Source organism: Massilia niastensis DSM 21313, from assembly GCF_000382345.1.
Classification (GTDB): Bacteria; Pseudomonadota; Gammaproteobacteria; order Burkholderiales; family Burkholderiaceae_D; genus Telluria; species Telluria niastensis.
On sequence record NZ_KB908116.1, the window covers coordinates 43,593 to 59,535 of the forward strand.

At 66.2% G+C, this 15,943-nt stretch carries 10 protein-coding genes; 8 read left to right on the forward strand and 2 right to left on the reverse strand.

Features of this window, described 5'->3' with window-relative positions; genetic code table 11:
• The first annotated feature begins 58 nt into the window (after positions 1-58).
• Entirely contained in the window at positions 59-1,498 is a 1,440-nt protein-coding gene (locus H162_RS0120920) for a dihydrolipoyl dehydrogenase (RefSeq protein ID WP_020655452.1), read from the forward strand.
• Between the two features lie 9 nt (positions 1,499-1,507).
• Here the strand turns inward: H162_RS0120920 and H162_RS0120925 are convergent, their stop codons facing one another.
• Positions 1,508-1,993 (reverse strand): SRPBCC family protein, encoded by a 486-nt coding sequence (locus H162_RS0120925; RefSeq protein ID WP_020655453.1) that lies wholly within the window; start codon positions 1,991-1,993, stop codon positions 1,508-1,510.
• A gap of 192 nt (positions 1,994-2,185) precedes the next feature.
• On the opposite strand from H162_RS0120925, the gene H162_RS0120930 reads away from it, so the two are divergent.
• The 3 genes from H162_RS0120930 (at position 2,186) to H162_RS0120940 (ending at position 6,778) form a co-directional block, all read left to right on the forward strand.
• Complete coding sequence (locus H162_RS0120930; protein WP_020655454.1) at positions 2,186-4,255, forward strand: UvrD-helicase domain-containing protein; 2,070 nt, start codon at positions 2,186-2,188, stop codon at positions 4,253-4,255.
• 137 nt (positions 4,256-4,392) lie between these two features.
• Complete coding sequence (locus H162_RS0120935; RefSeq protein ID WP_026354899.1) at positions 4,393-6,519, forward strand: DUF4214 domain-containing protein; 2,127 nt, start codon at positions 4,393-4,395, stop codon at positions 6,517-6,519.
• A gap of 55 nt (positions 6,520-6,574) precedes the next feature.
• Positions 6,575-6,778 carry a SlyX family protein gene (locus H162_RS0120940; RefSeq protein ID WP_020655455.1) on the forward strand — a complete coding sequence of 68 codons (204 nt, stop codon included), beginning with the start codon at positions 6,575-6,577 and terminating at the stop codon, positions 6,776-6,778.
• A 24-nt stretch (positions 6,779-6,802) separates the two neighbouring features.
• On the opposite strand, the gene H162_RS0120945 is transcribed toward H162_RS0120940, so the two are convergent.
• Entirely contained in the window at positions 6,803-8,095 is a 1,293-nt protein-coding gene (locus H162_RS0120945; protein ID WP_020655456.1) for a GMC family oxidoreductase N-terminal domain-containing protein, read from the reverse strand.
• A gap of 266 nt (positions 8,096-8,361) precedes the next feature.
• Here H162_RS0120945 and H162_RS0120950 point away from each other — a divergent pair, with 266 nt between their 5' ends.
• From H162_RS0120950 to H162_RS0120965, 4 genes are all read left to right on the forward strand, one after another.
• Positions 8,362-10,491 (forward strand): M3 family metallopeptidase, encoded by a 2,130-nt coding sequence (locus H162_RS0120950; RefSeq protein ID WP_040787821.1) that lies wholly within the window; start codon positions 8,362-8,364, stop codon positions 10,489-10,491.
• 85 nt (positions 10,492-10,576) lie between these two features.
• On the forward strand, positions 10,577-12,706 hold the full coding sequence (locus H162_RS0120955; protein ID WP_156885726.1) for a M3 family metallopeptidase: 2,130 nt from the start codon (positions 10,577-10,579) through the stop codon (positions 12,704-12,706).
• Between the two features lie 196 nt (positions 12,707-12,902).
• A complete protein-coding gene (locus H162_RS0120960) occupies positions 12,903-13,187 on the forward strand; it encodes a DUF4404 family protein (RefSeq protein ID WP_156885727.1) in 285 nt (94 codons plus the stop codon).
• 77 nt (positions 13,188-13,264) lie between these two features.
• Entirely contained in the window at positions 13,265-15,565 is a 2,301-nt protein-coding gene (locus tag H162_RS0120965) for a YgiQ family radical SAM protein (protein WP_026354900.1), read from the forward strand.
• The last annotated feature ends 378 nt before the right edge of the window (positions 15,566-15,943 follow it).

The window sequence follows — 15,943 nt, forward strand, 5'->3', positions numbered from 1 at the left end:
CTGCCCCCCTCCCGAAAATAGCGTATCGTCATGTACGCACAGCTAGCGGAGAACAAGCATGAACAAACTGGATGTGGATGTCGCCATCATCGGCACCGGCACGGCCGGGATGACCGCCTACCGGGCGGCAAAGGCGCAGGGCGCCAGCGTGGTCCTGATCGAAAGCGGGCCGTACGGCACCACCTGCGCGCGCGTCGGCTGCATGCCGAGCAAGCTCCTGATCGCGGCCGCCGAGGCGGCGCATGTGATGCAGTCTTCGGCGCCATTCGGCGTGCACGCGGGCGAAGTGCGGATCGACGGCCGCGCCGTGATGGACCGGGTCAAGCGCGAGCGCGACCGTTTCGTGGGCTTCGTGGTCGAGGGCGTGGACGCCACGCCCGACACCGACAAGCTGCGCGGCCACGCGCGCTTCACCGGCCCGCGCACCCTGGTGGTCGACGACCATACCGAAGTCTGCGCCGGGCGCATCGTGATCGCGACCGGCTCCACGCCGACGCGCCTGCCGCAGCTCGAGAACGTCGGCCCCGGCATCGTCACCAGCGACGACGTGTTCTACTGGGACGAGCTGCCGCGTTCGGTGGCCGTGATCGGCACCGGCGTGATCGGGCTGGAACTGGGCCAGGCCCTGAGCCGGCTCGGGGTGCGCACGCGCCTGATCGCGCGCGGCGGCAGCATCGCCCAGATCACCGATCCCGAAGTGCTGCGCGCCGCCTCCCGGGTCCTGAACGAAGAACTCGACATCCAGTTCCAGACCGAGGTGGTGGGCGCGGTGCAGGACGGCGACGAGGTGGCGCTCACGGTGCGCGACGCCCTCGGCAAGGAGAGCACCGAGCGCTTCCAGTTCGTGCTGATGGCGGCCGGCCGCCGGCCCAACGTGCACGACATCGGCCTGGAGCACACGGGCCTGGAGCGCGGCCCGGACGGCATCCCGCACTTCGATACCCGCACCATGCAGTGCGGGAACAGCCATATCTTCATCGCGGGCGACGCCAACAACGAGCGCCCGCTGCTGCACGACGCGGCCGACCACGGCAAGATCGCCGGCGACAACGCCGGGCGCTATCCGGACGTGCGCCCGGGCCTGCGCCGCGCCGCGATCTCGGTCGCCTTCACCGAGCCGAACATCGCCACCCTCGGTGCGAACTACCGCAGCCTGTGCGCAGGCGGCAAGCGCAAGTTCGCGATCGGCATGGTGTCGTTCGCGAACCAGGGCCGCAGCCGCGTGATGTTGCAGAACAAGGGGATGCTGCGCGTGTATGGCGAATACGGCACCCGGCAGTTCCTGGGCGCCGAGATGATCGGCCCGCGCGCCGAGCACCTGGCGCACACGCTGTCCTGGGCCGTCCAGCTGTGCATGACGGTCGACCAGATGCTCGAGATGCCGTTCTACCACCCGGTGATCGAGGAGGGCGTGCGCACCGCGCTGCGCGACCTGGCGTCGAATCTCACCAAGGGCGAAGGCGAGACCGACGCGGCCGATACCGAGCCGGGCACCTGAGGCAGGCTGTTAGTTGAGGTAGCTGGAGTCCAGCTTGCCCTCGGAGGCAAGCTGGCGCAGGATGCGGACGGTGTCGACGTCGGCTTCCTGGTAGGCCGACTTCTTGAAGTCGTCGTACATCACGTTGGCTTCGTCGGTGTGCTCGCCCTGGCCGTCGTCGTAGATGAAGCGCACCAGCAGCATCGCGCTGGTCGGGGCCTCGATGATCATGCGCAGGCTCGACGCCGCGATCTCGCCCTGCGGCGGCACATCGAAGCGCACCTCCTGCATCGGGGTCAGGACCACGCGGTCCTCGATCACCAGTTCGCCGAAGCGCAGGCGGCGCCGGAAGCTGCCGCTTTCGCGCTCGAAGATGTCGCAGGCGTCCAGGTGCGGCATGAACATCGTGGGGGACTCGGCGCGCAGCACCAGGCCGTGCCACAGCTGTTCGCGCGAGATGGTATCGGCCAGCGGATTGAGCGGATCGTTGATCTCGACGAGATGTTCAAATTTCATTGCGAAAAATCCTAAAAAAGCAGGGGCGCCGTGCGCCGGCTCCAAAGGTCAAATGGTACCCGATTGCGCGTCCTCCGTGTCCCGGGAGGCGGTGTTGCATTCCTGTTCATTCCGGAATATTTTCCTCGCAGCATGCCCGTGTGCAGGCGCCAGATCGTTAAAATGGCGAACTATCCTGCTGAAAACTTTCCCATGTCCAATGCACCGAAGTTCGGCCTGAACGGGCCGCAAAGCGAAGCCGTGCTCTATCTCGACGGTCCCTGCCTCGTGCTGGCCGGCGCCGGTTCGGGCAAGACGCGCGTGATCACCCAGAAGATCGCCTACATGATCGAGGATCGCGGCTACGATCCGCGCACCATCGCGGCCCTGACCTTCACCAACAAGGCCGCCCTCGAGATGCAGGAACGCATCGCCAAGCTGCTCAAGCAGCCGAAGCAGGCCAAGCAGCTGACGGTGTCGACCTTCCACTCGCTGGGCGTCAAGATCCTGCGCCAGGAAGCGGCCGGGGTCGGCCTGAAGGACAAGTTCTCGATCATGGACAGCGACGACTGCTACACCATCGTCTCGGACCTGGCGCTGACCACCGACAAGCAGGAGATCCGCGGCATCCAGAACGCGATCTCGCTGTGGAAGAACGGCCTGGTCGACCCGGAGGATGCGATCCGCAACGCGGTCGATGAGGAGGAGGCCCTGGCCGGGCGCGTCTACCGCAGCTACATGGCGACCCTGCAGGCTTACCAGGCGGTCGACTTCGATGACCTGATCCGCCTGCCGGTGGAGCTGTTCCGCAACAACGAATCGATCCGCGACCGCTGGCAGCGCCGCCTGCGCTACCTGCTGATGGACGAGTACCAGGACACCAACACCTGCCAGTACGAACTGGTCAAGCTGCTGGTCACGGGACTGGGCAAGAAGCCGATGTTCACCGCCGTCGGCGACGACGACCAGGCCATCTATGCCTGGCGCGGCGCCTCGGTGGAAAACCTGAAGACCCTGCAGGTCGACTTCCCCGACCTGCGCGTCATCAAGCTGGAACAGAACTACCGCTCCACCACCCGCATCCTGCAGGCGGCCAACGCGGTCATCGGCAACAACCCGAAGCTGTTCGAGAAGTCGCTGTGGTCCGAGCACGGGCTGGGCGAACCGATCGAGGTGCTGGGCATGCAGAACGACGACCAGGAAGCCGACCAGGTCGCGATCATGATCTCGGCCGACCATTTCCAGCGCAAGAACAAGTGGTCCGATTTCGCGATCCTGTACCGCGGCAACCACCAGGCGCGCGTGATCGAACAGGCGCTGCGCAAGGAACGCATCCCGTACACGATGTCGGGCGGCCAGAGCTTCTTCGACAAGGCCGAGATCAAGGACATCATCGCCTACCTGCGCCTGATCGCGAACCAGGACGACGACCCGGCCTTCATCCGCGCCGTCACCACGCCCAAGCGCGGGGTCGGCATGTCCACCCTGGAGACGCTGGGCGAATTCTCGAAGCAGTGGAACTGCTCGCTGTTCGAGGCGGCGCGCAAGGGCGGCATCGAGGCCAAGCTGGCCGAGCGCCAGCTGGCGCCGCTGCGCGACTTCTGCCGCTTCATGCTGGAGCTGGAAGACCGCGCGACCCGTCCCGGCCCGTCCGGCAGCGGCGACAACGCGGCCGAGGTGCTCGACGACATGATGAAGGAGATGAACTACGAGCACTACCTGTACGAGAACTTCGACGACCGTGCAGCGCAGGGCAAGTGGCAGAACGTGCTCGAGTTCACCAACTGGCTGAAGGAGCGCGGGCGCGGCGGACGCGACCGCGACGGCGAGGAAAAGAACCTGCTGGAACTGACCCAGATGGTGGCCCTGATGTCGATGCTCGAAGGGCAGGACGAGGAACAGGACGCGGTGCGCATGTCCACCCTGCATGCCTCGAAAGGGCTGGAGTATCCGCACGTCTACCTGGTCGGGGTCGAGGAGGGCATCCTGCCGCACAAGGGCGATCCGGACGCCTCGGTCGAGTCGATCGCGGCCCGCATCCAGGAAGAGCGGCGCCTGATGTACGTCGGGATCACGCGCGCCCAGCGCACCCTGCACATCACCTGGTGCAAGCGCCGCAAGCGCGCGGGCGAACTGGTGAATTGCGACCCGTCGCGCTTCATCAAGGAGATGGCGCTCGACGTCGGCGATGCGCCGCCGAAAGAGACCGAGGTAATGACGCCGAAGGAACGCTTGGCGAACTTGAAAGCCTTGCTGGCAACACCGAAACCCGTGCCGAACTAGGTGTTGCGCGGAAGCCTTGAAGCCCTGACAAGGGGTGCGCACGATTGAACGTTGCCGTTTGACTTGAACTGCTGAGCAGGAAATACTTGCTCATCAGAGATTTCACACAGCAATTGTTGCTGTCGCGTAAAACAATCATGGCAACCGTTTCCGAACTCAACACCACCCCGACCTCGGGGCTGAACCACATCGACGCCCTGCTGGACGAAGGTCCCGACTGGAATTACCTGACGCCGGCGGGCAATACGATCTACTACACGTTCTCGGTGGCTTCCGGGAACGAGCAGGGCCGCACCGGACAGGAAGCGTTCACGCTGGCGCAGCAGGGCGCCACGCGTGGCGCGTTCGACTACATCTCGCGCCTGACCGGCATCCAGTTCGTCGAAACCGTCAACGGCGCCGATGCGCAGATCCACCTGTGCAGTGTCGATATCGAAAGCAGCAGCACGGTCGGCCTGTGCAGCTGGAAGGCCGGCTACCGCTACAACCCGAGCACCAACGAGATCATCAGCTACGACGCCGACGCCTATGTCTACCTCGACAAGGTCGAATGGCGCGCCCAGAACGCCAACCTCGCGCCCGGCTCGCAGGGCTACGAGACGCTGTTGCATGAGCTCGGCCATGCGCTCGGCCTGAAGCACCCGTTCGAGGACGACATCCGCCTGCCCGACAGCCAGGACAACACCGGCAATACCCTGATGTCGTACGACTCCGCGGGCGGCGCGCATGCGCAGTACAGCCAGTACGACATCGCGGCGCTCAACTGGATCTACGGCGGCGACGGCCTGGGCGGCGCCCTCGGCATCAATAGCGCGAGCGGTGCGCGCTATCTCGCCGGCACGGCAGGCGCCGACGCCCTGACGGGCACATCTCATAACGACACCCTGCAAGGTAATGGAGGCAACGACATGATCAATGGCGGAGAAGGTATCGATACGGTGGTGTTCGGCGGCCTGCGCAGCGCCTACACGTTCAGGACCCAGGCCGATGGGACGATGGTGGCGAGCGGCACGGACGGTACGGACACCCTGGCTGGGGTGGAAATCTTCCAGTTCGCCGACATGACCGTCGAGCGCGCGGCCGTGAATGGCGTCGTCGCGGCGCCCACGGTGGCCGTGGCGCAGAACGGCAATCATTACGCGTTCGGTAACAAGCCCCTGGTCAGCGGCTCGGCGGAAGCCGACTCGACGGTTCGCGTCTACCTGGGCACGACCGTGATCGCCACCACCACGGCCGATGCGAACGGCCTGTGGCAGGTGGTCGCCAATGCGCTGCCCGATGGCGAGAATTACCGGGTCCATGCCACCGCCACCGATGCCGCGGGCGTGGTCTCGGCCCCCAGCGCCTTCGCCACCTTCAGCGTCGACTCGCGCGCGCCGAGCGTGCCGACCGGCAGCGTGGTGCTGGGAGCGGGCAACAACCAGCCGGTGTTCAGCGGCACCGGCGAAGCGGGCACCGTCATCCAGCTGTTCCGCACCAGCGACTTCACCGAGATCGGACAGGCGACGGTGGGCGCCAACGGACGCTGGACCCTGAATTCGACGCCGCTGCCGAACGGCGACTACGAGGTCGGCATCGCGTCGGTCGACAAGGCCGGCAACGCCACCAGCGGCTCCGGGCGCTTCGCCATGACGATCAACAGCAGCGCCGGGGTGAACGGCAGCGGCGGCAACGAGGTATTTGCCATGCAGCCGGGTAACAGTGCGATCGATGGCAAGGGCGGTCTCGACGTGGCCGTGTATACCGGCGCACGTGCCGACTATGCGATCTCGAAAGGCGTGTGGGGCTCGGTGGTGCGCAGCGCCTCGGGCGAGGTCGATGCGCTGTTCGATGTCGAGCGCATCCAGTTCAGCGACGGCTGGTCGGCGCTCGACGTCGATGGCGTGGCCGGCCAGATCTATCGCCTGTATAAGGCGACCTTCGACCGCCCGGCGGAAGAGGGCGGTCTCGGCTACTGGATGTGGCGCATGGAACATGGCGCATCGCTGCTGCAAATTGCCGACGAGTTCACCACGCATCCGGAATTCGACACCAAGTTCGGCGTCGATCCGACCGACGAAGTGTTCATCACCAACCTCTATCGCAACGTGCTCGATCGCGCGCCGGACAGCGGCGGTTTTGCCTTCTGGCTGAACAGCATCAAGATCGCCAGCCGCGCCGAAGTCCTGGTCGAATTCAGCGAAAGCGTCGAGAACAAGGGGGCGGTGATCGAGCTGGTCGGCCAGGGCATGGACTACACGCCGTGGTCGCCGCCGGGCGGCTGAACCCGTGCAAGCGCGGCATGGCTGGCATAATGCCGGCTTTGCCGCGGGAGCTGCCGTGAACCACGAAGATCGCTTTGTCGACATCGAGATCAAGCTCGCCCACCAGGAAGACCTGGTGGAAACCTTGAACCAGACCATCTACCAGCAGGGCCGCCGCATCGACCAGCTCGAGGCCATGGTGGCCAAGCTGGCCGACCATGTGCGCAACCTGCAGGAAGCGGGGCAGGCGCCGCTCAACGAACGGCCGCCGCACTACTGACCGTCTTCCCGGGAACCCCGCGGCTCAGCCGCGCGTCGCCAGGTGCCGGCCCAGGCGCGTGCCCAGGCACAGCAGGGTGAGGGTGGGCGGCAAGCCCCAGGGCTGCGGGATCACCGAGGCGTCGCACACGTACAGGCCCGCCGCCTTCGTTTCGAGGTCGGCGTCGACCCCCGCGCCGATGCGCACGCTGCCGCCGGGATGGGCGGCGAAATGCCAGGTGCTGAACACGTGGCGCGCGCCGGCGCGCGCCAGCACGCCGCGCGCGAGTTCCACCCCCTTGCGCAGTTTCTCCCGGTCCGACGGCGCCAGCCGCTTGTCGGCCCAGCGCGGACCGATGCGTCCGCCGATCTCGTCGCGGATCTTCACCATGACCGACAGCGTGCGCGCATGCGCGAACAGGCGGTCGAAGCGTCCCACCTGGGCCGCGAAGGCCTGGTACATCGGGCGCGGCAGGGTCAGGTCGGCCAGCGCGACGCTATCCTCCTCGAGGTGCACGCCGGCCGCCATCGGCACTTCGGCGCCGCCCAGGTCTTCGTCCACGCTGCCCATCACCGCCACCACCGGATCGCTGAAGAAGGGCGCATGGCGCGGCGCCAGGCCGCTCTGGTGGAGGATGCGCGGACTGCCGATTCCCCCGCCGGCCAGCACCACGAGCGGGGCGCGCACCGTTTCCACCCTGCCGTCGCGGACCAGTTCGACGCCGCGGGCGCGCCCGCCTTCCAGCAGCACGCGCGTGACGCGGCGGCGCGCCGCCAGCTGCGCGCCGTGGCGCACGGCTTCCTCGACCAGGTCGCGCGCGGTCCACTTGGCGCCGAACGGGCAGCCGTACACGCAGCGCCAGCAGCCGCTGCGGCAGATCTGCGGCCGGATCATCTTGTCGAGCCGGCGCCAGTCCAGGCCCGCCGCCAGCGCCGCCCCGGCGATGCGCGCCGCCATCGGGCCGACCAGGCGGTCGGGCAGGGGCGCCATCGGCAATTCGGCGCGCAGGGAGGCCAGCGCCGGCGCCAGGTCGATCCCGCAGGCGGCGAACAGGGCCGGCGGGGGCGGCGCGGCGGTGGCGAAATTGACGGCGGAACTGCCGCCCAGGGTGGCGCCGCTCACCAGCAGCGAGGCGTCGCGGTGGATGAAGGCGGCGCGCCCCGGCACCGCGGCCATGGACGCCATCTGCTGCAAGGTGCCGCTGAGCGGGGCGGCGCCGCCCTGTTCCAGGATCAGCACGCGGCTGCCGGCGCGCGCCAGTTCGCGCGCCACGCTGGCGCCGCCGGGGCCGGTGCCGACCACGATGGCGTCGAAGGAAGTGGATGCAGGGGAGTCCATGAAGGTGTGGAAGGTGTGGAAACTACTCGGAAAATGCGGGGCCCGCCGATGCTAGCACGGCGGCCGCGGGAAGGCTGCGGAGTGCGGTTCCTGGAGGTGCATATCTGTCAATATCGCCTGTATTCACGGGCTGTCTGGACGCTCGTCCATACACGTATGCATGCCGATTTTTTCTTGTGACGGAGCATATCAAGCCTGCTATGATCTGCGCGCACAGCTGTCGAGCTTGCCCGGCAGCTCCTTCCCTAGTGTCCGAGAAAGATTCCATGAACCGTCCACAATTGCTCATCGTTGCTACCAGCATCGCCCTTGCGCATGCAGCGGTCGCGGCGCCATCCGCGCCTGCCCTCGACGCCGCCAATCCGTTTGCCCAGCCAAGCAGCCTGCCGCTGAACTATCCGGCCTTCGACAAGATCAAGGACGATCACTTCCTGCCGGCCTATGCGGCGGGCATGCGCGCGCAGCTGCGCGAAGTGGAAGCGATCGCCAACAATGCGAAAGCCCCGAGCTTCGACAATACGATCGTCGCCATGGAGCGTTCCGGGCAGTTGCTGGCGCGTGTCGCCGCGGTGTTCTCGAACCTGCAGACCGCCAACACCAACGACAAGCTGGACGCGGTCGACCGCGAGATGTCGCCCAAGCTGGCGGCGCACAACGACGCGATCTTCCTGAATCCGAAGCTGTTCAAGCGCATCAAGACCCTGCACGACAAGCGCGCCAGCCTGGGCCTGGACGCCGAGTCGACCTTCCTGCTCGAGCGCTACTACAAGGAATTCGTGCGCGCCGGCGCCAACCTGTCGAATGCCGACAAGCAGAAGCTGAAGGCCTACAACGGCGAGATCGCTTCGCTGCAGTCGGACTTCTCGCAGCGCGTGCTGAAGGAAGCGAACGCCTCGGCGCTGGTGGTCGACACCCGCGCGGAACTGGAGGGCATGTCCGAAGCCGAGATCAGCGCCGCCGCGCTTGAGGCGGAGAAGCGCGGCCTGAAGGGCAAGTTCGCGATCCCGATCGCCAACACCTCCAGCCAGCCGGCGCTGTCCTCGCTGACCAACCGTTCCACCCGCGAGCGCCTGATGGCGGCCTCGCTGGGACGCGGCAGCCGCGGCGGCCAGTTCGATACCCGCGAGCTGGTGCTGCGCCTGGCCAGGCTGCGCGCCGAGCGCGCCGCGCTGCTGGGCTACCCGAACTACGCCGCGTATTCGCAGGAGCTGGAGACCGCCAAGAACCCGGCCGCCGTCAACGGGCTGCTGGCCGAACTGGCCAAGCCGGCGGTGAACAACGCGCGCAAGGAAGCGGCCGAGATCCAGAAGCTGATCGATGCCGGCAAGGGCGGCTTCCAGGTCGCCTCGCATGACTGGCCGTTCTACCAGGACAAGGTGCGCGCCGCCAAGTACAACTTCGACGAAAACCAGCTGCGCCCCTACTTCGAACTGAACCGCGTGCTGGTGGACGGCGTGTTCTTCGCCGCGACCAGGGAATTCGGCATCACCTTCAAGGAACGCAAGGACCTGCCGGTGTACGACCCCGACGTGCGCGTGTTCGACGTGTTCGACGCCGACGGCAAGCAGCTCGCGATCTTCCTGTTCGACCCCTACGCCCGCGGCAACAAGCAGGGCGGCGCCTGGATGAACGAATACGTGTCGCAGTCGCACCTGCTGGGCCGCAAACCCGTGGTCGGCAACCACCTGAACATCCCGAAGCCTCCAAGCGGCGAGCCGACCCTGCTGACCTATGACGAGGTGCGCACCACCTTCCACGAGTTCGGCCACGCGCTGCACGGCATGTTCTCGGACGTGAAGTATCCGCACTTCTCGGGTACCAGCGTGCCGCGCGACTTCGTCGAGTACCCGTCGCAGGTCAACGAGATGTGGGCGATCTGGCCGGAAGTGCTGGCCAACTATGCGAAGCACCACAAGACCGGTGAAGCGATGCCGAAGGCGCTGCTGGACAAGGTGGTCGCGTCGAAGAAGTTCAACCAGGGCTACATGACCAGCGAATACCTGGCCGCCTCGCTGCTCGACCAGCGCTGGCACCAGCTCAAGCCGAGCGAGATCCCGACCGACGTGCTGTCCTTCGAAGCGAAGGCGCTCAAGGATGCGGGCGTCGACTTCGCGCCGGTGCCGCCGCGCTACCGCTCGACCTACTTCTCGCACTCGATGAACGGCGGCTACTCGGCCGGCTACTACGCCTACCTGTGGAGCGAGAAGCTGGACGCCGACACCGTCGAGTGGTTCATGGCGAACGGCGGCCTGACCCGCAAGAACGGCGACCACTTCCGCAAGACCCTGCTGTCGCGCGGTGGCACCGCCGAGGCCATGGACCTGTTCCGCAATTTCCGCGGCCGCGACCCCGTCATCGAGCCGCTGCTGGAACGCCGTGGCCTGACCGGCAACTGATTTTTTTGCGCCGCCAGCCGCGCCGCCACGAGCGGCGTGCGCCGGCGGCGTGTTGTTCGCAGTACCCCTACCCACCAGAGACACCATGAATCGTCCACACATCATGCTGGTTGCCGCCGCGAGCGTCGCGGTCGCCAACTTCGCGTATGCCGCTCCCGCCTCGCAGCTCGAAGCGTCGAACCCGTTCGCACAGAAGAGCAGCCTGCCGCTCAACTACCCGGCCTGGGACAAGGTCCGGAACGAGCACTTCGCGCCGGCCTACGCCGAGGGCATGCGCCAGCAGGCCGCCGAAATGGAGGCGATCGCCAACAGCAAGGCCGCGCCGACCTTCGAGAACACCATCGTCGCGATGGAGCGCTCGGGCCAGCTCCTGAGCCGTGTCGGCACCGTGTTCGGCACCCTGTCGAGCTCGTACACCAACGACACCATCATCGCCCTGGACAAGGACCTGGCGCCCAAGCTGTCCGCCCACGGCGACGCGATCCGCCTGAACGCCAGGCTGTACCAGCGCATCAAGACGCTGTACGACAAGCGCGGCAAGCTGAAGCTGGACCCTGAATCGGCCTACCTGCTCGAGCGCTACCACACCGACTTCGTGCGCGCCGGCGCCAGGCTGTCGGATGCCGACAAGCAGAAGCTGAAGGAGTACAACGGCCAGCTGGCCGCGCTGCAGACCCAGTTCAGCCAGAACGTGCTGAAGGAAGCCAACGCCTCGGCGCTGGTGGTCGACACCCGCGCCGAACTGGCCGGCATGTCGGACAAGGCGATCGACGCCGCCGCCGCCGAAGCGAAGAAGCGCGGCCTGGAAGGCAAGTTCGTGGTCCCGGTCGTGAACACCACCGGCCAGGCCGGCCTGTCGGTGCTGACCAACCGCGCCACCCGCGAGAAGCTGCTGGCCGCCTCGCTGGTGCGCGGCAGCCGCGGCAGCGAATTCGACAACCGCGAGGTGGTGCTGAAGATCGCCAGGCTGCGCGCCGAGCGCGCCGCGCTGCTGGGCTACCCGAACCATGCGGCCTACATGCTGGAAGACCAGACCGCGAAGACCACCCAGGCCGTCAACAGCCTGCTGGCCGAACTGGCCACGCCGGCGGTGAACAATGCGAAGAAGGAAGCGGCCGAGATCCAGAACGTGATCGATGCCGAGAAGGGCGGCTTCCAGGCCGCCGCGCAGGACTGGGCCTTCTACAGCGACAAGGTGCGCTCGCAGCGCTACGCCTTCGACGCCGGCCAGCTGCGTCCGTACTTCGAGCTGAACCGCGTGCTGGTGGATGGCGTGTTCTTCGCCGCCAACAAGGAGTTCGGCCTGAGCTTCAAGGAGCGCAAGGACCTGCCGGCCTATAACGAGGACGTGCGCGTGTTCGACGTGTTCGACGCCGACGGCAAGCAGCTCGCGATCTTCACCTTCGACCCGTACGCGCGCGCGAACAAGCGCGGCGGCGCCTGGGCCAATGCCTGGGTCGGCCAGAACAAGCTGCTGAACCAGAAGCCGGTCATCGCCAACAACCTGAACATCGCCAAGCCGGCCGCCGGCGAGCCGACCCTGCTGACCTACGACGAGGTGCGCACCACCTTCCACGAGTTCGGCCACGCGCTGCACGGCATGTTCTCGAACGTGAAGTACCCGCGCTTCTCGGGTTCGCGCGTGCCGCGCGACTACGTCGAGTTCCCGTCGCAGGTGAACGAGATGTGGATGGCCTGGCCGGAAGTGCTGGCAAATTACGCCAAGCACTACCAGACCGGCGAGCCGATGCCGAAGGAACTGCTGGACAAGGTGCAGGCTTCGCAGCAGTTCAACGAAGGCTTCCGCACCACCGAGTACCTGGCGGCCTCGCTGCTGGACCAGGCCTGGCACCAGCTGAGCCCATCGCAGATCCCGACCGACGTGCTGGCGTTCGAGGCTGAGGCGCTGAAGAAGGCCGGCGTCGACTTCGCCCTGGTGCCGCCGCGCTACCGCACCACCTACTTCTCGCACGTGTTCTCGGGCGGCTACTCGGCCGGCTACTACGGCTACCTGTGGGCCGAGAAGCTGGACGCCGACACCGTCGAGTGGTTCAAGGCCAACGGCGGCCTGACCCGCAAGAACGGCGACCACTTCCGCAAGATGCTGCTGTCGCGCGGCGGTACGCTGGATGCGATGCAGATGTACCGCAACTTCCGCGGCAAGGATGCGGTGATCGAGCCGCTGCTGGAGCGCCGTGGCCTGACCGCCAAGTGACGTATCCGCCGGCCGTGCAACGCGGCCGGCGCGTATCACCGCGTAGGCGGAGACCCGCCTACGCTACCTAGGGTGGGCGGATTCCGCCCACGCGTTCGAGCGGCGGTAAATTATCGCCACCCTCGGCCCACAGCCGTGTTCTGCTTCCTCCTCCGCATGCCGTACAATCAAACCGTGGCAACCCATGGAGGACACGATGCAAAACGATAACGATGCGAACCTGAAAGCGCACCTGAAGACCTTGCACCGTCACCTGCAGGAGACCGGCGAGGTCGATACCGAACTGCAGATGCTGCTGCGCCAGCTCGACGGCGACATCAACCGGGTGCTCGAACGCCGCGCCGAACAGGAGCTCGACAGCAACACCTATGGCCTGGCCTCGCGCACCCAGGAACTGGCGGCCCGCTTCGCGGTCCGTCATCCGCGCATGGCGCCTGCCTTGCGCGAGCTCGGCAATATGCTGTCGAATATGGGAATCTAGCCACAAGTCATTGATTTTAAGCCATTTTTCGGGGCCGGCGGCGCCCCGAAAGCGGTTTTCCGGTAAAATACCGGCCAATGAACTCCCCAGCCAATCTTTTCGCGAACGTTGCCAAGCGTTCCAGCCGCGCTCCCGCCGCGCCTTTCCTCCCGATGACCCGCGCCGAAATGGACAAGCTGGGATGGGATTCGTGCGACATCATCCTGATCACCGGCGACGCCTACATCGACCACCCGAGCTTCGGGATGGCGCTGGTCGGCCGCCTGCTGGAAGCGCAGGGCTACCGGGTCGGCATCATCAGCCAGCCCGACTGGACCTCGGTCGAGCCGTTCCGCGCGCTGGGCAAGCCGAACCTGTACTGGGGCGTTACCGCCGGCAACATGGACTCGATGGTCAACCGCTATACGGCCGACCGCAAGATCCGTTCCGACGACGCCTATACCCCGAACGCCGAGCCGAACAAGCGCCCCGACCGCGCCGTGACGGTGTACTGCCAGCGCGCCCGCGAAGCCTTCCCGGGCGTGCCGGTGATTGCCGGCAGCATCGAGGCCTCGCTGCGCCGCATCGCGCATTACGACTACTGGTCCGACAAGGTGCGCCGTTCGGTGCTGTTCGAATCGAAAGCCGACTTGCTGATCTTCGGCAATGCCGAGCGTGCGCTGGTGGACGTCACGCGCCGCCTGGCCGCCGGCGAGAACATCAAGGACATCCGCGACCTGCGCGGCACCGCCTTCCTGGTGCCGCAGGGCTGGCTGCCGGACGCCGAATGGAGCGTGCACAATTCCACCCGCGTGGACGTGCCGGGCCGCATCGACGTCCATCCGAATCCCTATGCGATGGCCCAGGAAGACACCAAGGCCTGCGCCACCGAGAACGCCAGGCCCGAGCCCGAAGTCAAGCCGGTGCTCATCATGACGCGCGAACAGCGCCAGGCCGCCGCGCGCGAAAAGGCGCGCAAGACCGTGGTGCGCCTGCCTTCTTTCGAAACCGTGTCCGAGGATCCGGTGATGTACGCGCACGCCTCGCGCGTGTTCCACCTGGAATCGAACCCGGGCAATGCGCGCGCGCTGGTGCAGGCGCACGGCGACCGCGACGTCTGGCTGAACGCGCCGCCGCTGCCGCTCGCCATGGACGAGATGGACAACGTGTACGACCTGCCGTACGCGCGCAATCCGCACCCGAGCTATGGCAAGGCCCATATCCCGGCCTGGGAAATGATCCGCTATTCGGTCAACATCATGCGCGGCTGCTTCGGCGGCTGCACCTTCTGCTCGATCACCGAGCACGAAGGCCGCATCATCCAGAGTCGTTCCGAGCCCTCGATCCTGCGCGAGATCGAACTGATCCGCGACACCACCAAGAACTTCGGCGGCACCATCACCGACCTCGGCGGCCCGACCGCGAACATGTACCGCCTGGCCTGCAAGGACAAGAAGATCGAGGAATCCTGCCGCCGCCTGTCCTGCGTCTACCCGACCATCTGCAGCAACCTGGGCACCGACCACAGCAAGCTGATCTCGCTGTACCGCAAGGCGCGCGCGATTCCTGGCATTAAGAAGATCCTGATCGGTTCGGGCCTGCGCTACGACCTCGCGGTGCGCTCGCCGGAATACGTCAAGGAACTGGTCACCCACCACGTGGGCGGCCTGCTGAAGATCGCGCCCGAGCACACCGAGCAGGGCACCCTGTCCAAGATGATGAAGCCGGGCATCGGCGCCTATGACGAATTCAAGCGGATGTTCGAGAAGTTTTCGCTGGAAGCGGGCAAGAAGCAGTACCTGATCCCCTACTTCATCGCGGCGCACCCGGGCTGTACCGAGGAAGACATGCTGAACCTGGCGCTGTGGCTGAAGAAGAACAACTTCAAGCTCGACCAGGTGCAGACCTTCACGCCGACCCCGATGGCGATGGCGACCACGATGTACCACACGCGCAAGAATCCGCTGGCCAAGGTGACCGGGGATTCCGAAGTCGTCGAGACCGCGCGCAGCGGCAAGATGCGCAAGGCCCACAAGGCCTTCCTGCGCTACCACGATCCGGCCAACTGGCCGGTCCTGCGCGAGACCCTGATCAAGATGGGCCGTGGCGACCTGATCGGCAATGGCGAGCGCCACCTGATCCCGGCCTGGCATCCTTCCGAGGAACAGGGCCAGGCCGGCGAACGCAAGCGCGTGGTGCCGGGCAATGTGCCGATGTCGGAACGCGAGACCGCCAAGCGCGGTCCGGCGGCGCCGCGCGCCGGTACGGGCGCACGCGCTGGCGCCGGCGCCTCCGGCCGCAGCGAGCGTGCGCCGGCCGCCGTCGTGGCCGCGTCGGGCAAGACCAGGCCGTCGATCCTGTCGACCATCAAGGCCAAGCCGAAAGCCGGCCGCAAGTAGGTGGGCGGTTCCGCCGCCCACGCGGTGATTGTTGGCGTTCGCACAGTCGCAGCAGTGCCGGCGTTCGTTGAACGCGTGGGCGGAGAATCCGCCCACCCTTGTATCTTGATCATATTGGTGGTTAGCTACCGCCAATCGAGGTGAAGACCAGCTTGAGCCCACCCTGAAGGCCCGACCTTGTAACGTAGATCAAGCCCTTCACCTCATTCTCACACCATATCCAACACTGGACGGTAGCCAAGGGCAATGACCCTGCATGCACAAGGAGAGTGAGTGTGATGATCGAGAATACAAGGAGAATTCATGTTTTACCTGGGTGTAGACGTTGCCAAAGCCAAGCTTGATTGCATGCTGCTCGATGGATCGAATGGCAAACTG